General features: G+C 53.3%; 21 protein-coding genes and 1 riboswitch. Of the genes, 10 read left to right on the top strand and 11 right to left on the bottom strand.

Features of this window, described 5'->3' with window-relative positions; all coding sequences use genetic code 11:
- Positions 1-195: 195 nt before the first annotated feature.
- The 5 genes from ACFE8Q_RS08060 to ACFE8Q_RS08040 all read right to left on the bottom strand — a co-directional run bounded on the left by ACFE8Q_RS08060 (position 196) and on the right by ACFE8Q_RS08040 (position 6,534).
- Positions 196-3,249 (bottom strand): WD40/YVTN/BNR-like repeat-containing protein, encoded by a 3,054-nt coding sequence (locus tag ACFE8Q_RS08060; RefSeq protein WP_375444858.1) that lies wholly within the window; start codon positions 3,247-3,249, stop codon positions 196-198.
- 38 nt (positions 3,250-3,287) lie between these two features.
- Positions 3,288-3,638, bottom strand: a complete 351-nt coding sequence (locus tag ACFE8Q_RS08055) for a transmembrane 220 family protein (RefSeq protein WP_375444857.1) — start codon at positions 3,636-3,638, stop codon at positions 3,288-3,290.
- 153 nt (positions 3,639-3,791) lie between these two features.
- A complete protein-coding gene (locus tag ACFE8Q_RS08050) occupies positions 3,792-4,478 on the bottom strand; it encodes a tetratricopeptide repeat protein (protein ID WP_375444856.1) in 687 nt (228 codons plus the stop codon).
- 141 nt (positions 4,479-4,619) lie between these two features.
- Positions 4,620-5,546 (bottom strand): N-acetylmuramoyl-L-alanine amidase, encoded by a 927-nt coding sequence (locus tag ACFE8Q_RS08045; RefSeq protein WP_375444855.1) that lies wholly within the window; start codon positions 5,544-5,546, stop codon positions 4,620-4,622.
- Positions 5,547-5,685: 139 nt separating this feature from the next.
- Positions 5,686-6,534: a helix-turn-helix domain-containing protein gene (locus ACFE8Q_RS08040; RefSeq protein ID WP_375444854.1), complete on the bottom strand. Its 849-nt coding sequence runs from the start codon at positions 6,532-6,534 to the stop codon at positions 5,686-5,688.
- 197 nt (positions 6,535-6,731) lie between these two features.
- On the opposite strand from ACFE8Q_RS08040, the gene ACFE8Q_RS08035 reads away from it, so the two are divergent.
- Positions 6,732-7,913 carry an MFS transporter gene (locus tag ACFE8Q_RS08035; RefSeq protein WP_375444853.1) on the top strand — a complete coding sequence of 394 codons (1,182 nt, stop codon included), beginning with the start codon at positions 6,732-6,734 and terminating at the stop codon, positions 7,911-7,913.
- Positions 7,914-7,935: 22 nt separating this feature from the next.
- Positions 7,936-8,592 carry an HAD family hydrolase gene (locus tag ACFE8Q_RS08030; protein ID WP_375444852.1) on the top strand — a complete coding sequence of 219 codons (657 nt, stop codon included), beginning with the start codon at positions 7,936-7,938 and terminating at the stop codon, positions 8,590-8,592.
- A gap of 87 nt (positions 8,593-8,679) precedes the next feature.
- Here the strand turns inward: ACFE8Q_RS08030 and ACFE8Q_RS08025 are convergent, their stop codons facing one another.
- Positions 8,680-9,162: an MOSC domain-containing protein gene (locus tag ACFE8Q_RS08025; RefSeq protein WP_375444851.1), complete on the bottom strand. Its 483-nt coding sequence runs from the start codon at positions 9,160-9,162 to the stop codon at positions 8,680-8,682.
- A 55-nt stretch (positions 9,163-9,217) separates the two neighbouring features.
- A complete protein-coding gene (locus ACFE8Q_RS08020) occupies positions 9,218-9,676 on the bottom strand; it encodes a hypothetical protein (protein WP_375444850.1) in 459 nt (152 codons plus the stop codon).
- Positions 9,677-9,771: 95 nt separating this feature from the next.
- Between ACFE8Q_RS08020 and ACFE8Q_RS08015 the strand changes: the two genes are divergently transcribed.
- The gene (locus ACFE8Q_RS08015) at positions 9,772-10,314 is read left to right on the top strand and encodes a hypothetical protein (RefSeq protein WP_375444849.1); all 543 of its coding nucleotides are present in this window, start codon (positions 9,772-9,774) and stop codon (positions 10,312-10,314) included.
- A gap of 11 nt (positions 10,315-10,325) precedes the next feature.
- On the opposite strand, the gene ACFE8Q_RS08010 is transcribed toward ACFE8Q_RS08015, so the two are convergent.
- From ACFE8Q_RS08010 to ACFE8Q_RS07995, 4 genes are all read right to left on the bottom strand, one after another.
- Positions 10,326-10,832 (bottom strand): MarR family winged helix-turn-helix transcriptional regulator, encoded by a 507-nt coding sequence (locus tag ACFE8Q_RS08010; protein ID WP_375444848.1) that lies wholly within the window; start codon positions 10,830-10,832, stop codon positions 10,326-10,328.
- Between the two features lie 38 nt (positions 10,833-10,870).
- Positions 10,871-11,800 carry a citrulline utilization hydrolase CtlX gene (ctlX, locus tag ACFE8Q_RS08005; RefSeq protein ID WP_375444847.1) on the bottom strand — a complete coding sequence of 310 codons (930 nt, stop codon included), beginning with the start codon at positions 11,798-11,800 and terminating at the stop codon, positions 10,871-10,873.
- A 174-nt stretch (positions 11,801-11,974) separates the two neighbouring features.
- Positions 11,975-12,985, bottom strand: coding sequence for a homoserine O-acetyltransferase (gene metX, locus ACFE8Q_RS08000; RefSeq protein WP_375444846.1), 1,011 nt, complete (start codon positions 12,983-12,985; stop codon positions 11,975-11,977).
- A 122-nt stretch (positions 12,986-13,107) separates the two neighbouring features.
- Entirely contained in the window at positions 13,108-14,424 is a 1,317-nt protein-coding gene (locus ACFE8Q_RS07995; RefSeq protein WP_375444845.1) for an O-acetylhomoserine aminocarboxypropyltransferase/cysteine synthase family protein, read from the bottom strand.
- A gap of 152 nt (positions 14,425-14,576) precedes the next feature.
- A riboswitch (SAM riboswitch) is annotated at positions 14,577-14,686 on the bottom strand.
- 188 nt (positions 14,687-14,874) lie between these two features.
- On the opposite strand from ACFE8Q_RS07995, the gene ACFE8Q_RS07990 reads away from it, so the two are divergent.
- The 7 genes from ACFE8Q_RS07990 (at position 14,875) to ACFE8Q_RS07960 (ending at position 19,703) form a co-directional block, all read left to right on the top strand.
- Complete coding sequence (locus ACFE8Q_RS07990) at positions 14,875-15,702, top strand: rhomboid family intramembrane serine protease (RefSeq protein WP_375444844.1); 828 nt, start codon at positions 14,875-14,877, stop codon at positions 15,700-15,702.
- 208 nt (positions 15,703-15,910) lie between these two features.
- On the top strand, positions 15,911-16,483 hold the full coding sequence (locus ACFE8Q_RS07985; RefSeq protein ID WP_375444843.1) for a C40 family peptidase: 573 nt from the start codon (positions 15,911-15,913) through the stop codon (positions 16,481-16,483).
- Positions 16,484-16,858: 375 nt separating this feature from the next.
- Complete coding sequence (locus ACFE8Q_RS07980) at positions 16,859-17,131, top strand: hypothetical protein (RefSeq protein WP_375444842.1); 273 nt, start codon at positions 16,859-16,861, stop codon at positions 17,129-17,131.
- A gap of 17 nt (positions 17,132-17,148) precedes the next feature.
- The gene (locus tag ACFE8Q_RS07975; RefSeq protein ID WP_375444841.1) at positions 17,149-17,469 is read left to right on the top strand and encodes a hypothetical protein; all 321 of its coding nucleotides are present in this window, start codon (positions 17,149-17,151) and stop codon (positions 17,467-17,469) included.
- The gene (locus tag ACFE8Q_RS07970; RefSeq protein ID WP_375444840.1) at positions 17,438-17,992 is read left to right on the top strand and encodes a hypothetical protein; all 555 of its coding nucleotides are present in this window, start codon (positions 17,438-17,440) and stop codon (positions 17,990-17,992) included. Before ACFE8Q_RS07975 ends, ACFE8Q_RS07970 begins: the two co-directional genes overlap by 32 nt.
- A gap of 78 nt (positions 17,993-18,070) precedes the next feature.
- Positions 18,071-18,625 (top strand): hypothetical protein, encoded by a 555-nt coding sequence (locus ACFE8Q_RS07965; protein WP_375444839.1) that lies wholly within the window; start codon positions 18,071-18,073, stop codon positions 18,623-18,625.
- A 91-nt stretch (positions 18,626-18,716) separates the two neighbouring features.
- Positions 18,717-19,703, top strand: a complete 987-nt coding sequence (locus ACFE8Q_RS07960) for a YheT family hydrolase (protein ID WP_375444838.1) — start codon at positions 18,717-18,719, stop codon at positions 19,701-19,703.
- The last annotated feature ends 52 nt before the right edge of the window (positions 19,704-19,755 follow it).

Here is a 19,755-nt window from a genome sequence, read left to right as displayed (position 1 = left end):
TGGTTAGTGTAGATTAGATTGCTAAATTATTAATTATCTGTATGTTAACTGGTATCTTATTAGAATTAACAATATGAAAACAGGGCCAGGTTTACCCAGGTGAATTAATCAGTAGCTTACGCCCGACTGCCGGCACAGGTCAACAATAAAAAAGCAAATGACATAGCCATTTGCTTTTTTATTGTTGACCTGTTTTTACTTTCCTTCACCGCCACCTTCGGCTTCTTCCTGTTCGCGCCATTGCTCAAACTCATCAGGTGAGGCAAACGTAACGGGGCGGCGCGAACGGCGTTCAACCGCTTTTACGTCCAGTTCCCGACTGACAGACTGACCGTTTTGTGTAAGCGTGACTTTATACTTGCCGGGGCGGATGTACAGCTTTTTGTTATCAGCCAGGGTCAGGTCAATGGCGGGAGCGTCTTTCTTTTTGCCTTCGTTCAGGTACGTCTGGTAAGCGGCCCGTTGCGTAGTGTCGACACTGTAATCGAAGGTCAGGTAGTTGAGGCCAGCTTCGGTTGTGTCGGTCAAGGTGCGGAGGATCAACCCTTTATCCGTCGTAATGGTGGCCTGGGTACGTCCCGCCTGTTTGGCCACGTAAGGAATCGTCATCGAATAGGTCGGTGTTTCTTCATACGGAATCTTGCGCCCCCAGGCCGTACTGGCGGTAACTGGCTTGAGCGCAAACAGGTGCAGCGGTTTCGTCAGGATCGAGTCGGTCAGTTGCTGAATGTGCTCCAGGTTAACGGTGTAGAGCGACCGACCGTGGGTACCCACCAGCAGATCGGCATCGCGCGGGTGAACCACCAGGTCGTGAACTGCCACGGCGGGGAGGCGGGTTTCGGCCCCTTTACCGCTTAAAGGCATAAAGGTCTGTCCCTTATCCAGCGAAATGTACAGGCCGTGATCCGTGCCGACGTACAGCAAGTTCGGGTTTTTGGGGTCTTCCTTGACCACGTTAACGGGTTCGGCGGGCAGGTTCTTGCCAATGGCTGTCCAGGTTTGGCCGTAGTCGGTCGAAGAAAAGACGTAGGCCGTAAAATGGTCGTTCCGGTAGCCGTTCAGCGAGGCATAAACGGTGCCTTCCTGATGGGCGGAAGCGGCTATGCGGGTCACCCACAGGTTTTCGGGCAGGCCGTTGGTGATACGTACCCAGGTGTTGCCGCCATCTTTCGAGACGTGAATCAGCCCGTCGTCGGAGCCTGTGTAAAGCAGGCCGAAACGGAGCGGTGACTCGTCGATGGTAGTCAGCGTGCCAAACGTAACGTCGCCTTCGCGGGGGCCTTTCGTCAGGTCGCCCGACAGGGTTTTGAACTCGTCGCCCCGGTTCAGGCTGCGGTGAAACCGGTTCGAGCCGAAGTAGATTACATCCTGGTTGTGCCGCGAGATCAGGATCGGTGCCTGCCAGTTCCAGCGTAGCTTGGCTTCGCCTATTTCGGTGGGAGGCACAACCAGCCGTTTCATTTCGCCGCTGACTTTGTTCACCCGAAAATAGTTACCGAACTGAAAACCAGAGTAAACCGTGTTGTTGTCGCGCCAGTCGACCTGTACCTGCATGCCGTCGCCGCCGATGAGCGAGCGATACGGGTACCGGCCACTCGCCTGCCAGTCGTAGTCGGCGCGGTAGGTGCTGGGGCCCGTCCAGACGCCGTTGTCCTGCAAGCCACCATACACGTTGTACGGTTTCGCCATGTCGACGGCCACGCCGTAGAATTGCCCCACGGCGGGCGTGTTGGCCTTGAACCAGCTTTTGCCCGAATCATAGGTGATGTTGATGCCGCCGTCGTTACCCAGAATCTGGTGCTTGTTATTGGTCGGGTTGATCCAGAGCGCGTGGTGATCGGAGTGGACATTGTCCTGATCCATAGACCGGTACGTTTTGCCGCCATCTTCTGAGCCAATGACCGGCACGCCCGCGATCACGATCTTGTCGGCGTTGTTGGGCGCCACCCATACATTGCCGAAATAGTAACCGTAGGTGTTGAATACGCCATCCAGAAAGTCGGCGTTGACTTTACGCCAGTTGGTGCCGCCGTTATCGGAACGGTACACTTCAGCGCCAATCACTTCGGCGTTGATCAGCCGCGAATTGGCATCGTCGGTATATTCCAGAATCGAAACGGGCTTGATCTTGTCGGCCAGAATCAGCTCTTTCAGCACTTTGGGCGTGTAGCGTTCGGGGAAGTTCTGCTCTTCCAGATACTCGGCAATGAAGGAGTCTTCGGCTTTCAGGAACTCGTCTTTCGAGATTACTTTCAAGCGTTCTTTGGTCAGCTTCCGGGCATCGACAACCGCTTTTTTATCGGTCGCTTTTTCCGGACGGTACGACTGGTTGTCGAGGATCAGGTAGAGCGTTTGGGTGTTACCGGGGAAGATCGTCAGGCCCATGCGTCCGGTCTTATCGTCCTGCGGAAGGCCGCTTTGTCCACCTGAGATCAACGTCCAGTTGTCGCCGCCGTTTGTGCTTTTGTATAGGCCCGACGTTTTGCCACTTTCTACAAAATCCCAGGCTTTGCGTTCTTTATGCCACATGGCCGCGTATAGCACCTGCGGATTAGTGGGGTCTACGTCTACATCAATGGCACCGGTCTGATTATCAATGAACAATGTCTTTTTCCAGGTACGTCCGCCGTCGGTTGTTTTGTAAATGCCCCGGTCGGCGTTGTCGGTGTAGAGATGCCCGACAGCCGCTACCCAGGCCGTGTTTGGGTCGGTAGGGTGGAGGGCAATTTTACCGATATGGTGGGTATCGTCCAGACCCGGCAGGAACTGCCAGGTACGTCCCTGATCGGTGCTTTTGTAGCAACCCATGCCCGCGTAGGATGAGCGGCTGGCGTTGGCTTCACCCGTTCCGAGCCAGATGGTGCCGGTTTTCCAGTCAACAGCCACCGCGCCGATCGTCATTACGGCTTCGTTTTGAAACAAAGGGCTAAATGAGATGCCGTTATTGTCGGTATGCCACAGCCCGCCGCTGGCGTAGGCGACGTAGAACTCGCTGGGGTTCTGCGGGTTCACGGCCAGGTCAACCACGCGTCCGCTCATCACCGTAGGCCCGATTGACCGGACAGGCACGTTCTGGAGCAGCGATGTCTGAGTAAGCTGGGTACGTTGTGTGGCGCCCGCTATTCGGTCGGTGGCGGGAGTGGCCATGATGCTGACAGGAGCAATAGCGGCTGTTTTCTTTGCTTTTTTCTGGGCAACCGCACTTGTCGCTACGGCGAAGGCACCCAGGTAAAGTAGTAGTTTGTTCATGATGATGGTCCGACGGTTGGATCGGATAAGCTACGAAGTTATGCTTTTTTATCCCGGTTGACCAGCCAGCCCATGAGGGTCATGGCTACGGCGCAGATGGCCAACCCGCCCGATTCGCGGGCCAGTTCGATGTTCACGGTCTTCATGCCGACCTCATTCAGCAGAAATCCCTCAAAAGCGGGCGGCCACTGATATACCGCGGCCACACCATAAATCAGGGCCATCAGCCCGAAAAACCAGACCTGCCCAATGCGGGCGAAAGCCATGATGCAGGCCATTGCCGCGAACCCGTAGATAGGTACCCAAACCTGCGGATCAGGGTCGTTGTATTGAACGGCCGCGAACAGAACGAACAGAAAAGCGAATACGAGGGCTAGCGTTTTACGCATGGGTTAGAAATGGGAGAAGTGACGATCCTGTGTTGAGTTTTTCGGTGCGTTGACCCCACCCCTAGCCCCTCCCCGTAAGGGAGGGGAACCGCATCAGCGTACTTCGAGCCTATTCCCCTCCCTTACGGGGAGGGGGCAGGGGAGGGGTCACTATCAATTACAGTAAGCGGCGATGGCGCTGGCAGCGTCGGGGTAGTTGAGCTTTTGTGCTTGTTTGAGGCTAAGGCAGGCGGCATCGCGTTGATTGGCAAGTACCTGCGTTAAGCCGAGGCCGTAAAACGCCTTGCCAAAGGTAGGGTCAACAGCCACGCAGGCCTGAAAGTCGGCGAGGGCGCCGGGAAGGTCTTTCTCGTTGAACCGCAGGTTACCCCGGTTGTAAAGCGCCAGCGCATTACGTGGATTCAGCTTGATCGACTGGTCGAAATCGGTCAGGGCGGGCTGGGTCTGGCCCTGGAGCGCAAACAACTGACCCCGGTTCAGGTACGTTTCCGACGTGGCCAATCGGGCTGTGTCGGGGGCCAAACGAATAGCTTCGGAGTAATCGTTCAGCGCTGCCTGGGCATCGCCCTGGGTCGTTTTCAGTAGAGCCCGATTATAATAGGGTCGGTAGAAATCGGGCTTCAACTTCAGCGCCTGTTCGTAATCGAGCAGGGCATTGCTGTATTCCTTCAACTCGAAATAAGCTACCCCCCGCGTGTTGAACGCATCGGCGTTGTCGGCATCGGCCTCCACGGCCTGATTCAGTGCCGTCAACGCTTCCCGCGATTTACCTTCCCGTAGTAAGGCTCGACCCTGTTCCAGGTAATCGTCGGAGGTGGTGCAGGCGAAGAGGATGTACAAAGTACAATGAATAATGAAGACTGGAAGCTTACGCATTGGTCAGTTTGTATACAGATGCCGAAAGAGGCATGCTACAAAAGTAATGCGTAGCGCTTGTTCCGGGTTCCGCAATGTAACGTGGACTTGAGGCGCAGAGTGTGCTTATCGCGACCGATAATCGTCGATGATGCCCTGCATCATCCAGTTGGCCAGTGCCAGCCGGTTCGAGGCCAATAAAAATCGCCGTTGGTCGAGGCTATTCTGAATATTGCCCAGTTCGATAAAGACCGTAGGCGGGTGACTATTTTTCACCACATACAGCGTATTACGGGTCGACACATTGCCGGAGTAAGGACGGTCGGGCTGGTGCCGTTTATAGTTCGCTTTAAATCGCTGGTGAATGTGTTTCGCCAGTCGTTTACCGACTTTACTATTACTGTGGTGATAAAAGAAAACGTCGATTGTCTGTCCCTGACTGCGGCTATCGACGTGGATAGTGATAAACCGCTGGTAAGCTGCTTTATGGCTGGCGTACAATTTGTTAACGGCGGTAGTGGTCTGGTCGAGTCGGGCCGTCTGGTTCAGTGGAATCGTCTGGTGAGGATACGCAACCTCATCCCGATCCAACTTCAGAACGGCGTCGTCCCGAATGCCATCGTTGGGGTCCTGTACCAGCATGAATACCGTGGCTCCCTGCCGTTTGAGTAAGTCTGCCAGCCGGATGGTCACGTCATAGGCATACTCGTCTTCGGGCAAGCGCTCACGACCATACTTCCCGATAGCACCCGGATCAGGTCCGCCGTGGCCTGAGGCCAGGTAGAAAATGGTGCCGCCGAGGGGTAGCCGAGTCAAAACAGCGGGCGAAACAGGCGTCAATTTCTTCCTCTTCACCGCGCTTTTTCTGGCTACAGTCGCTTTCTCGGGCTTCGCTTTCCGACGGTTGGCGGCTGGCTTCGGCGCCGATTTAACGACTACACGTCTGGCATGCGAAATGGGTTTGCTGCGAGGTTTAGGAGAACCGGCTGTCTGGCTGGTAAACAGCATTCCTATGAAAAACAGGCAGAAAAGTGAGCGGACGTAACGTGGCAAAGCGCTGGAAAACTATAAGTTGACTGGTTATTAACCACAGATAATGAGTTGGTTAACGGCGCAAAAATACGGCGAATTGACGTAGAGGCCAAGCCACTGCCTAAGGCAGCTCAAGTGTAGGTGGTAGTCAACTGCGTAGTCAAACCGGCAATCGTTTGCGGTAGGCCGTTGGCGTTTGTCCGGTAATTGCTTTGAATGTTTTATTGAAATGCGAGAGGTTTGTATACCCCACATCGGCTCCAATGGCAGCAATGGTCTGGTCGGTGTGTAATAAGCGTCGCGCCTGACTGATGCGGTATTCGTTGACGAAGTCAGAAAATGTCAGGTGAGTCATGCGCTTGAAATAGCGGCAGAATGCCGGAACGGTCAGATTCGCTAAATCAGCCACCGTTCTCAGGTCAATTGGCTCGGCATAATGGGCGGCCACGTAGCTATAGATTCGGTTTATGCGCTGCTCTTCTTTCGGGTCAACGGTAAACTGAATACCAGCGGCCTGAAGCGGCTGTACATCAGGGGCCTGTGCCAGTTTCTGAAAAATAGCCAATAAGGATAATAGCCTGTCAAAACCAGTTTGCCTGGGCATGTCCATGAGTAGCGGCCCTACTACCTGCTTTGTATCGGCCCCGAAAACCAGGCCCTGACCGGCCCGGTTGAAGAGCCGTTTTACGACCTCCATCTCGGGCTTCTGAAGAAATTCGCTGCCCATAAAATCGTCGCGCAGTTGAACCACTACCTCTTCATAATCGCCCTCTTTGTCGTAGCTAAAGTTCAGGTGAGGAATATTTGGACCGATGAATATGAGCTCGCCGTCTTCATAATTGGACACATGCTGTCCGACGTGCCGCCGCCCGTTCCCTTCAGGAATGTAAACGATTTCATATTCAGGATGGTAATGCCAGTACACCCAGCAAGTCTGCGGACTGGTGAGGTGTACCACTTTAAAGGAACTGTCTGGCTCTGGCTCTATTTTCTCGAATTGCAGGCGCATGGAATCACGAAGGTGTTGAGTTGCTTGGGTACGTTGCCTGATGCTCCACTAACGTACCTGGAACGAACTGCTATAGTGCTAAGTTAACGTATTTATAGTCAATTCTGGTCGTTTTCGGCAGTGAAAAGATCAATACAGCATCATAACCCGTAAATGAAAGAACATCGTTCGGGATTATACGGCCCTATCTTTGTGCCATGAATTCATCTGCTCAACCGATCCATTCCTTCACCCGGCACTTGTCTGTCTTCTTCAGCGACGTCCAGGCGCGTGCCGTTGGGCTGGTCTTTGCTACCGAGAGCCTGGTTTTTGGTAGCTGGGTGGCGCACATCCCGCACGTAAAAGAGGTGCTTCAACTATCGGAGGGGCAACTGGGCATGACGCTCTTTGCCATGCCCGCCGGGCTGATCACCATGAACCCGCTTACGGCCTGGATCGTGAGTAAACTGGGTCAGGCCAATGCCTGTTTCTGGGCGGCCATTGCGCTCTGCTGCAGCCTGCTCATTCCCGTCAATGCCACCAACGTACCCATGCTGGTGGTTGGCCTCTACCTGGTCGGACTGTGTAGTGCGCTGATCAATGTGGCCATGAATACACTGGCTACCGATGTTGAGAAAGCAAACAACATTGTCATCATGTCGTCCTGCCACGGCATGTGGAGTGTAGGCGGAATTCTAAGTTCGCTGGTGGCTGGTATCGCCATTGCCAATCATGTGCCGCCGGGCCTTCATGTAGCTGGTGTCGCCATTGCCGTGTTGCTGATTACGTTTCTTGTTCGCCCTGTTTTACTATCGATTCCGGTGGTACCGCCTGAAAAGTCGGCCTCGTTTGTGCGGCCCAACCTCGATCTGCTACTCATGATCTTTATCGGGCTTGCCGTAGCGATGGGTGAGGGACTGGCTTTCGACTGGAGTGCGGTCTACCTGCGCGATACACTGAAAACGACCAGCCAGGTGGCGGCATTGGGCTTTGGCGCCTTTTCGCTGACGATGACGCTGGGCCGGTTCATGGGCGACGCTATTATACCCCGAATTGGGGCCCGGCGCTGGTTGTTGCTGGGTGGACTTATAGGGGCGGCTGGTCTGGTGCTGGCCGTAGTTATTCCTACACCGGTTGCGGCCTTGATCGGGTTTGCGTTGCTTGGGGCGGGTAGTTCACTCGGCGCACCGATCCTGTATTCAGCAGCCTTGCGCATTCCCAATATCGCACCCGCTGCCGGACTGGCGACCTTCGCTACGTTTAGTTTCGTTGGGTTTCTGGCTGGCCCGCCAATTATTGGGTTCATTGCCGAAGGGTTTGGTTTGAACTGGGGTGTTCTGTTCGTGGCCTTCATGCTGCTCGGCTCAGCGCTCATCAGCCGATTTGTAAAGCTATTTTAACGTTTACCCCTAGACCATTCTCATGCTCAAAGCAGTGATCTTCGATATGGACGGCGTGATTGCCGACACTAACCCGCACCATCAGATTGCCTGGCGGAAATACTACGAACAACATGGCCGGACGCTCTCTGACGCGGAGTTTGTTGAGTATGTATCCGGCAAGCATAACCGGGCTATTCTCGGCCATCTGTTCCCCGATCAATCGGTTGATGTGGCTGATTTCGACCGGTTAGCCTATGAGAAAGAAGCACTTTTTCGCGAGCTTTATGCACCTGACATCATGGCCGTGCCGGGTCTGGTCGCCTTTCTGACCACGCTGAAAGAACACGGCATCAAAACGGCAGTGGCTACGTCGGCACCCGTCGAGAACCTGGACTTTGTGATGGACGCGCTGGAACTCCGCCCTTTTTTCGACGAGTTGCTACACGAAAAACTGGTTAGCCGTCCCAAACCCGACCCCGAGATCTACCTGAAAGCGATGGCCATGCTCGGCGTATCGTCAGAAGAATCAGTTGTCTTTGAAGATTCGATGACGGGTGTAAAAGCCGGTCGTGCTGCTGGTGCCCGCGTCATCGGTGTGGCAACAACGCATACCACTGATGAACTGGCCGAAGTGACCAACGACGTCATCACCGACTTCACCGAAATGACCTGGGACCGGCTGGTTAGGCCGCGATGATTTAGGTTCAACGTTTAAAGTCCAATCTCCAAAGAGGCGATGCTGCTTAGCAAAGCTACCTTGGAGATTGGACTTCAAACGTTGACTTCACACCAACTTCACCTCATCGCCAACACGTACCTGGCCGCCACTGATGACGCGGGCAGTAATGCCACCGTGGCCGCGCAGAGCGTTATAGCCGCCTTCGCCGAGGGCGGTTTCCATCTTTGAGCAGGGATGACACTCGCCGGTGTATTCAAGAATTACCTCGTTGCCAAGCCGGAACTGCTGGCCTTTCAACGCGAGCAGGTTCAGACCCGACACCACAATGTTGCGTCTTAGCAGAGACGGGTCTACTTCAGATAGTCCCACAAAAGCGGCGATAGCAGGCAGGTGTTCGGCCTGAATCAGCGTAATATGGCGCTTGCCGTTCTGGCCCGAATAGTGATCGCCCAGTAGGCCGTTCTGTTCGGAAATGGTCACTTGGTCTACCGGCTCCACAGGTACGTTCCGCTGGGGCCGAATACTAATCCAGTCCACTCGTCCCGGATGCGCGATAGTGGTAAAAAGCTCTTTTATGTTGACGGGCATGGGCGAAGATCATAAACCTGTAAGGTCTTTTTGGACCTTGTAGGTTTGGAAACCACTAAACGGACGGGGCGAACTCCAGATTAACATCCGTTTTTTGACCATCGACAGTTGTATTCTGGCGGATGATCAGTTTCGTTTTCGAGAGGTCGATAATGGGGAAGATACCAGCGAATCCGGTCACGTTTACGTCGAGAGCTGTGTTTTCCTGGACAAGATACCAGGTGCCGCCGTTGATAATCTGTTTGGTGCTGCGGTCGATGGCGCGGGCAACATTCTTATCGGTAAACTGAATATCGGCAAAGTTGAGGGCCAGCGCACCAACTCCGAGCCGATTTACCGCAATGACGCTGCCGTTGGTATCGGTGATGCGGGTCAGCCGCCAGTCGTTGGCTACCAGCAGGTCGGCGCGGGCGGCAATAGCCTGAGCCGGATCGTCTTTTTTGCAGGAAACCAGACCCGAAAAAGAAAGAAACAGGAGTAGCAGGGTTCTGGTGGCTAGTTGAGCGTAGTTCATAAGTGGCGATTAACTGAATTTTTTGCTAGTTTACTAACTCAATGAACAGAATTCAGGTTTCACATATACGCATTGCTTCTCAACAAGTTGTTCCGATGAAACGGCTCCTGCTTTTAACCGCCCTCTGCGGACTATTCGTAGCCTGCACAACCACCCGGCCAACCCCCGGCCATCAGCCAGCCGACGAAACGGAGTATTATGTGAAGGCCTCGCCAATAGAGGAACTGAACCGGCGTATTCTGCCTGATCCGATTGGTGGACTTGGCCACAGCAACGACGCGCAACTGAGCGTGACCGATATTCGTCTGACCGCAAAATATACCGTTCTCTACATGACCTTCGACCATGCCCGTGGTCAGTATGGCAGTAGTGCATCCACCCAGATTTCGATTGATCCGAAGGCTCAACTGATCAGCCCTGATGGGAAAGAAACCTTTGCGTTTGTGAAAGCGGAAGGTATACGGCTGACACCCGACCATATCGATGTTCAGGCAGGCGAAAAAGCAAAATTTGTCCTTTATTTCGAGCGACTTTCACCGGGCATCAACGAATTTGCGCTGTTTGAATGCAAAGATTCGCCGGGGTTGACCTGCTGGAATGTTACCGACATGCACATCGACAATCCATCAGCTCAATAACCTGCGGCCGGCTATTCATCTGTATCAGCGTCGCTAAAGCGCTCAGCGGCGGCAAAAATCTGCTTCGTCAGCGCAATCGCTTCCTCTTCGCCCAGTACGTCGGTAAACTTGGCCCAGTTGGCTTGCCAGGCATCGGTTACGGCCGGGGCCAGTTGAGCACCTGCTTCTGTGGCAAACACCATCGTATACTTGCCTACTGTCTCCCGACGGGCTAATCCTTTGCTCTCCAGTTTTTCAATTAACCGCGTGATGGTAGACGGCGTAAGAAACAACGTTTCGCTCAGGTACGTTGGTGTTGTCCCCGGATTCATGGCAATTTCGCTCAGCAGGTAAGCATGCGAGTAGGAGAGCCCCATCTTGGCAAACTCACCATCTCCCACTGCCGTTACGGACCGGGCCAGGGCATTCGCAGCAAAAAGCAGACAAGCCCCAAAGCGCGTTGGCGGGGCCGACACACTAGACTTGACTGGCTGTTTGCCGGGAAGAGGCAGGGTGGTTTGGTCTGTAACTGGTTCCATAATGGGGTAACACTGATGCCAGCAAATCCGTTTACCAGTTACTTGACCGGTAGATGTACTTCGGCCATCATGCAACGGGCCGACCCGCCACCGTTGGCCTCGATCGTAGCCAGATCAACGATTTGCAGGGAGGCATAGTCGTCCAGCACGTCGATCTGTTTTTCGGTGAGTGACTGATGGGCCTGCTTCGACATGATGAGCAGTTTCTGGCCGCGTGTCGTTTTCACCAGCAGCATATTCCCGGCGAAGGCATTCATTTGCTCGATGGTGATTTCAATGATCCGTTTGCCAAGCCGCTCCAACTCCTGACGAACCATCAGTCGTTCGTCAAGATCCTGAATAGCCTGTAGGCAAACTACCGCAAATGAGTCGCCGATGCACATCAACACATTGGTATGATAAACGGCCTTGCCCGTTTCATCGACGGCGTGAAAGGCGATCGTTTTGTAGCCTGTCTGCCGGCTGAATTCGGCCAGTACATCCGGGTGGGTACGGGGTGAGAGGCAGGCAAAGGCGACCCGGCTCATGCGGTCGAGCACCAGACTCCCCGTTCCTTCCAGGTACTTGCCCTGCTGCTCAAAGGACGTCAGGTCAACAACTTTTGAGACGTGAAACTGCTGTGCCAGATCATCGATAATGTCCTGACGACGTTCGAGGCGGCGATTTTCGGCCTGCATGGGGTAAAGCACAACCGTACCGCTAAAGTGAAACGACACCCAGTTGTTGGGGAAAATCGAATCGGGGGTGTGCGGGTCGGGGGTATCATTGTAGACCGTTACCTCTACGCCACTGGCCCGGAGTTGCCGAACCATCTCATCGAACTCACGCAGCGCGTCGGCCTGCGCCTGATCCATTGGCCGACCCGCCAGTGACGCATCCTGAAACGCGTTTGACTCTGCGGTTTGCTCGTTGAAGCTAAACCGGACAGGGCGGATCATTAAAATGCGCGACGTAGTTTGTGATTGCATAATTGGTCGTATGTGGCTGATTCGTAACTCGTAAGTGCGTTGCTTCGGGCAAACCCGTTACCCGGTGTTTCACCAGATGACCCTGCAAGATACACAGTACTTGACATCAGATGTTGGTTGGCGGGTATTAGATGCTCGATTGCCGCTTCTGACAAGCCACAATGCATCAACTTATCACGTAGCTTCCCACTTCCTGATAATCTGGGCCAGGGGTTTGAATTCGATCAGAAAGCCGTCGTGGCCGTAGAGCGAGTTGATCTCTTCATACAACGCATTGGGAATATGGCGGGCCAGAAACTGTTGCTCTGAAGGCGGAAACAGTACGTCGGAATGAATACCGACGACCAGCGTTTTGGCTTCGATAAGGCCGAGCGCGTTAGGAATACTGCCCCGGTTACGGCCCACGTTATGCGAATCCATAGCCTTGGTAAATAGCCAGTAGGTGAACGCATTGAAGCGACTAACGAGTTTTTCGCCCTGATACCGCTGGTAGCCGGCGGCCTTGTACTGATCGGTTTGCTCGTTGTTGTCGAGTGCCTGGGTAAAGGCGTATGTTTCGTAGTTTCGGTAGGAGAGGAGGGCAATCGACCGGGCGGCTTTCAGGCCAAGCTGTCCGGCTTCAGGTACGTTGTCGGCCCAGGTGGGGTCGGCTTCCAGCGCCATCCGCTGCGATTCGTTGAAGGCAATACCCCAGGGCGAAAACACGGCGTTGGTGGCGATCAAAATCAGATTTTTGATCAGCCTGGGTTGAACAATGGCCCATTCAACCGCCTGCTGCCCACCCACAGACCCGCCCACGCAAGTGTGAATCTGTTCGATGCCCAGTTCCTGCCGCAATAGATCGAGTGCCCCCACCATGTCGCGAATGGTGACGATGGGAAAGTCATGGCAAAACGGCTCGCCCGTAGCCGGGTTGACCGACAGCGGACCGGTTGAGCCGTAACAGCCGCCCAGTACATTGGCACAGATGATGAAATAGCGGGCCGGGTCGTAGTATTTGCCGGTGCCAACCAGACCGCTCCACCAGTCGCCGGGGTCGGCGTTTCCGGTAAGGGCGTGGCAAATCCAGATCACATTGCTGCCATCGGCATTGATTGTTCCACGGGTAGTGTAGGCCAGTCTGAAACCAGGCAATTCCTCCCCTAATTCAAGGGAGTACGAAAACTTATAGTCGAAGTAATGCAAGAGGGGAAAGAAGAAAGGGTTTGTGGTTTGTTGTGTGTGGTTTGTGGTTTGTGGTTGCTCCGCTCATTAGCAGCGCACCGCAGCGGCGGAGCAACCACAAACTACACACAACAAACCACAAACTAATTAAGAACAGCCTGTTCAATCTGGGCGAAAGCCTGCTCGAAATCGGCTTTGATATCGTTGATATGTTCAATGCCCAGCGATACGCGCAGTACGCCCGGCTCAACACCAGCGGCCGTCTGGTCGTTGGTCGATAACTGCGAGTGGGTCGTGCTGGCGGGGTGAATGATCAGCGTTTTGGCGTCGCCCACGTTGGCCAGATGGCTCACCATTTTCAGGGAGTTCACCACGGCATCACCCGCTTCACGACCGGCTTTCAGCTTGAACGCCAGCACACCACCAGCGCCACGGGTCAGGTACTTTTTGGACAGCGCGTTGTATTTGCTGCTCGCCAAACCCGGATAATTGACGTACTCGACCAGTTCGTGCTGCTCCAGCCACTGCGCCAGAGCCAGGGCGTTCTCGCAGGTACGTTCCACACGTAGCGATAGCGTTTCCAGCCCCTGTAGCAACAGCCAGCTATTGAACGGGCTCTGCGACGGACCCCAGTCGCGGAGGCCTTCCACGCGGGCACGGATGATGAACTGGATGTTGCCAAACGGGCCGCCAATGCCAAACACATCATTCATAACCAGGCCGTGATAACTCGGCGACGGCTCGGTAAACTGCGGATATTTACCATTGCCCCAGTTGAACGTACCTGCGTCGACGATGACGCCGCCCATCGTGGTGCCATGTCCGCCGATCCATTTTGTGGCCGACTCGACCAGTACGTGGGCACCGAGTTTGAGCGGCGCGCAGATAGCACCACCCGCGCCGAAGGTATTGTCGACGATCAGGGGCAGGTCGTATTTATTGGCCAGCGCCACGAACGCCTCGAAATCGGGGATGCTGAAACTGGGGTTACCGATGGTTTCGAGGTAGATGGCCTTCGTTTTGTCGTCGATCAGCGGCTCGAAACTGGCCGGATTATCGCCGTCGGCAAAACGCGCTTCGACCCCAATGTTGCGGAACGAGTTTTTAAACTGATTGTACGAGCCCCCGTAGAGAAACGACGTGGTAACAAAGTTGTCGCCAACGGTGGTGATGTTGTTGATGGCCAGAAATTGCGCCGAATGGCCCGACGCCGTTGCCAGAGCCGCCACGCCACCTTCAAGAGCCGCCACACGCTTTTCAAAGACGTCGGTGGTTGGGTTCATCAGGCGGGTGTAGATGTTGCCGAATTCCTGAAGGGCAAACAGGCGGGCACCCTGAGCCGAGTCGGTAAACTGATAGGCCGTTGTTTGGTAAATTGGTACGGCACGCGAGTGGGTCACGGCGTCGATTTCCTGCCCGGCATGGAGCTGGAGCGTCTCAAACTGAGGTTGATTAGCCATAAATAGAGTGGTGATAGCCAGAGGCTTTAAGTTAGGAATACAGGAAGAATAGGAATGCAGGGGAGGGCCAGAGTAGAACTGGCGGTGGTGACGTTAACAGCCCGAAACGGGCATACAGCGTCGGAAGCTTGTAGAGCGCATGTGGTCAATTTGGTTTATATGCCCCACGAACACCTTGTTGCGGGCAGGACGTAGCACCTTGCCAATGGGTAGGTTGCCTGAGGTTCGCAGAGCCTGGTCTCTCCCCTCATCTGTATAAATCAACGGGGGCTGTTGGTCCCTGGCGGGCAGCACCGTATTGACTTGATGGTGCAAGTATACAGCGCATCGGCCGTTTGCGCAACGATTTCGGTTAGCGACCCCTTCAGCCCGCTATGTCAACGGTAATGAATTTAGTTGTCGGCGCTGCTGTTTTCAAGGCATATACGCGTTAAAACCACCTGCTTGTTTATGGCTTCTTTTGGCAGTATTGGCCTTCTGCTCCTGGTAATTACCAGCCTGATCACGTTTAATGCCTTTCGGCGCGAGTCACTGATGGCTCGCTACATCTTTTCTGTCGAGGGCGTCCTGATTCATAACGAATACAGCCGCCTGATTTCGTCGGGCTTTGTGCACGCCGACTGGAAACACCTGCTTTTCAACATGTACTCGCTGATGGCCTTCGCCGGTACGCTGGAGCGCGTAGCGGGTCCCTGGCATGTGCTGATCATCTACTTTGCCAGCCTGCTCGGTGGTAATCTGCTGTCGCTGTTCATCAACCGCAACAACTACGGATACCGGGCTTCGGGCGCATCAGGTGCCATTGCCGGGGTCATTTTCGCCGTGATCGTGCTGTTCCCCGGCATTTCTATCAGTCCGCTGTTTATGCCGTTTCGGATTCCTGCGTGGCTGTACGGCCTGTTCTATATCCTGTTCTCGATCTACGGAATCAAGTCGCGGCTTGGTAACATTGGTCACGATGCCCATCTTGGCGGTGCCCTGGTCGGCGTGCTGAGTATGTGTGCTATCGAACCGGATGTACTGCGCATGAACTGGCCGATTGCGCTGCTGTTATCATTGCCAACCATCGCGTTTTTGTTGTTCCTGATCAACCGCCCCGACTGGTTGTACATCAGTGGTTTTTCGCTGAATGCGACGCCAGTCGAGACGAGGGACGAGCGATACAACGGCGCGAAATTTCAGCGGCAGCAAGAGATTGACCGTATTCTCGACAAGATCAACGAGCGGGGCATGGGTAGCCTCACCGACCATGAACGCGACGTGCTGGAGGGCCGATAGCATCCGGGCAACGTACCTGACGAGCGTCTAATTCACAAAATTTTAATACGGACACTGAAAGTCTATAAGCCAGTAGGTTAACTATAGTTGTGGTAATAATTCCACACTAGTGTAGAAGGTAATCAGCACAAAAAACCATCATTTGTTTGGTCATTCAGCCGAACAGGCATAGTTTAGCTGCTGTAACTACGACTTAACCTGTCCGTTTATGCTGAAGAAAGTGCTCCTGACAGCCTGTTTCGCTGTCTCGTTTGGCATCACCCAAGCCCAGACCAACGCCGAATTTGCGATGGTAACGGTTGACATGAAGCCGGTTGTTTCCGCTGACAAAGCTGCGCCAGCCAACACAGAATCCGCCTCTTTTTACGATCAGATTCCCATTGTCAGTGATGTTATCGGTTTTGCCAAGAAGCATCTTTCCATTCGCTACCGGTCTGGTGGCACCACGCCCAAGGGCTTCGACTGTTCGGGATTCACCCGGTTCTGCTTCAGTAAGTTTGGCATTGACCTGCCTCATTCAAGTGCCGCTCAGGGAAACGTTGGTCTGAAAGTTGAGCGTGAATTTGCACAGCCCGGCGATCTGATCTTCTTCAAAGGTCATTCATCGGGCGGAAGCCACATCGGACATGTGGGCATGATCACTGAAGTGGTTGGTAACCAGATAAAATTCATTCATTCGGCCTGGGGCGGCGGTATCCGTTTCGATTACCTGCACGCCGACTATTATCAAAATCGGTTTATGGGCATCCGTCGGGTAGCCCGTTTGATGGCCGAGAAGTAGCTTGCCTACCGTATATCTTGTAGGGTCGTTGCCAATCAGGCAGCGACCTTTTTTTGTCGTACACGGCTGGTTCCGTGTAGCAAGATGAAGTTTAACTAGATACTAGCTTAAATGGACAAATAGATATACCAAAAACAATTGAATATATTTAAAAATGTTTATTTAATCAACTATAAGATTATTTATTTATATTTTATCTTTTAAAAAATGGTTATTTATATTTGACACGAACCATTCTTAAAAAGATAAAAGATGAGAAAGCTATGCGTATCGCTGCTTACCAGTGCTCTATTCTTGTGTTCTCTTGCGCTCCCGTAAGGCAGGAAGCCATTAGCACGGCTGATGTGGTCGGTCTCGACGAGACACGCGCCTGGTTTGAGGCCTCCGTTGCAGTTGGTGGTGATGGAGAAGAACGGCGAGCGGTATGCCTTTTTGGTAGTGCCGCAGCCTGATGACCCGAAAAACTGGTGGAAAGACCCCCAAACGTTTACGGGCAAGGTACGGGTGCTGGATTGGGAAGGGCACCCGGTGAAAGGGTGGATCGTGAAGAACGGGGTGATAAAAGGCCGCATTTTTACGGGTGCTGCTACCGGTAACTCTAAGAACGGTCGTTCCTGCGTTGACTTCAATACGGCACTGTATATCTGAATCATGAAGCTCTAGGCTTGGCGACTAAAGAGTATGTTGCAGCAACAATCATTCATGAGTTAGTACATGGATATTACAATGAAACTAAAGGTAGGTCTCTGTATGAAGACGCACAGCATAATGATATGGCCGTCGAATATGTCAAACCAATGGCTGAGGCTTTAGTAGGCATATTTAGTGTAACTGCCCAAGATGCTATGGCTTTATCATGGGCTGGATTATACGGAACATCTGCTTGGGAAACACTAAAAAGCTTAGACCCAGCCAAAGCGACAACTATTAAACTGATAAGTGAAAACTACAAAAATGGCTACAAAGGAACGAAGTGTAACCACTAACTTACTAAGCCTATTTTGGCTCTTAGCTTCACTTTTATTCCCTTCAGAAGGGATTTCTCAAAAGGTAGTTCCACCAACGTTCAACTATGTAGAGCCGAGGTCAAAAAAAGTGGTTTCGATGGGCTTCTACCTGACTGATTGGCGGCAGAGAGAAAGACCGATGGGCCCTAAATGCTTACACAGCCTTAGTTCATATCGATTTCATCTTGCTCAAACGGGTAAGATTGATAGCGTGGCGTTTGCCGGCGAGTTACCAGGGCAAGTGATCGACTTCTTTAAAGAGGGCATTCGTGAAAGCGAGAAGTATTGGGAATGTAAAAATTGTGCCAAAATGAACGGACATTGGTTTACGATCCCAGTCATGGCCTCATTCACCCTTGACCTGCCCTGTCCCTCCAGTCAGTCGTTCAATCAGATGAGAGTCATGTGGGATAATCTTTTCGGCAAGGAACCCACAAGGCTGATCAGAGTGTCGCCCAACGAATGGTTACTGGAGCCTGTGTATGTCATAGAGATGCGCTAAGTGTCTGGCTTAACTGAGAGAAATGAAGCGTTATTGCGATTAGGAGTAAATTGATTATCAATTACAAGGTCACTACCGATGGAGTACGTTGCGAGTACATGGAAATGGTGGTTTACTGTAGGCCTGCTTTGGTGTTCCGATCTGGCCTTTTCGCAGACTGCCAACACCGCCAACAAGCCGCCAACGTTACGGGATGGCACAAGCTGGGAGGCGAAAATACGGCTGTGGTATCGTGAAGCGAATGACCACACATCCATTATCACCGTTCGTTTTCGAATCAGCAAAACGGGTTTATTGGATTCGCTTCAGATTGATGGCGGGCCTGCCGTTGAGAAAGATTCGATCCGTAGTCAGCTTGTGCGGCTCAATGGCAAATGGAAACCGCAGCTTAGTAAGGGCAAACCTGTACTGAGCAAATGGATGTGCTTTCGGTGGTATATCAGCGGCTTTTATGGGGCAGCAACTGGCTGTGAAGCAGCAGTCGGGAATGAAATAAAGGCTGCCTACGACCGGGAAGAAAGTCTATACCAATGCACGTCTTCCTGGGACAAGCCCTACACCTGCCGGACCTATTTTATCGAAGGCGCTGATTACTTCTGGTTTCCGCCCTTCTACAGTTATATACAGCGATGACCTAATCAGCATACGGTAGGTCGGTCAACCCGAACATACGTTTTACCTTTGCAGGTCGCTACGCCGAACGTAGCGACCTTTTTTTGCTGGTATGCCGCTGATCACCGCCTCTCCGTACCGCCCGCCCGCTTACTTGTGGACTGGTCATTTACAGACCATCGTTCCCTCGCTGTTTCGTAAAATTTCCGTCAGGTACGTTCGGCAGCGCATCGAAACGGCCGACGATGACTTTCTGGATCTGGACTGGAGCGAGGCACCCCGGCAGCAGCCGTCGGTGAAAAATCCGCTTGTCATTATCTCGCACGGCCTTGAAGGCGATACCACCCGGCAGTATGTGGCCGGTACGGTAAGGCTGCTCAATCAGTACGGGTTCGACTGCCTGGCCTGGCATTACCGCTCGTGTTCGGGCACGATGAACCGGCAGGCCCGTTTTTACCATATCGGCGAAACGGGCGATCTGCACACGGTCATTCAGCAGGCGTTGGCAGCGGGCTACCAAACCATCCATCTGGTTGGGTTCAGCGCGGGGGGAAACATCATGCTGAAATACCTGGGCGAGCAGCAGGAACAGCTTCATCCGGCTATAAAACGGGGCGTTGCAGTCTCGGTTCCGCTTGAGCTACTGACCACCGCCGATCGACTGGAAAAATGGGACAGTATGGTGTATAATCGTCGATTTCAGAAAACGCTGAAAGAAAAAGTAAAGCTGAAAGCAGGTACGTTACCCGATGCTATGCGCACGGTTGATCTGCGCCGGATTCGCTCGCTTCGGGAGTTCGATGATCTCATTACAGCACCGCTGCACGGTTTCGACGGGGTAGTCGACTACTACACCCGGAACAGCTCATTGTCCTTTTTGTCGAAAATAACGGTGCCTACATTGGTCCTGAATGCCCGGAATGACCCATTTTTGTCCCCTGAATGCTTCCCCGAGGCGTTGGCAAAGGAACTCACCTGTGTTTGGATGGAGTTTCCAGAGCAGGGCGGCCACTGTGGCTTCCCGTCGGCCAACGGTTTGCAGGCCCCTACCTACGCCGAAGAACGAGTGCTTCAATTTCTCACTCAAGCCATCGGATAACGTACCTACACTTCATCGCGAGAGTCAGTCTGGCACTGGCAACCAATTCATA

This window comes from uncultured Fibrella sp., from assembly GCF_964250085.1.
Lineage (GTDB): Bacteria > Bacteroidota > Bacteroidia > Cytophagales > Spirosomataceae > Fibrella.
Note: the sequence above shows the minus strand (reverse complement) of the source record. Positions and strands in the feature narration are given on the sequence as shown.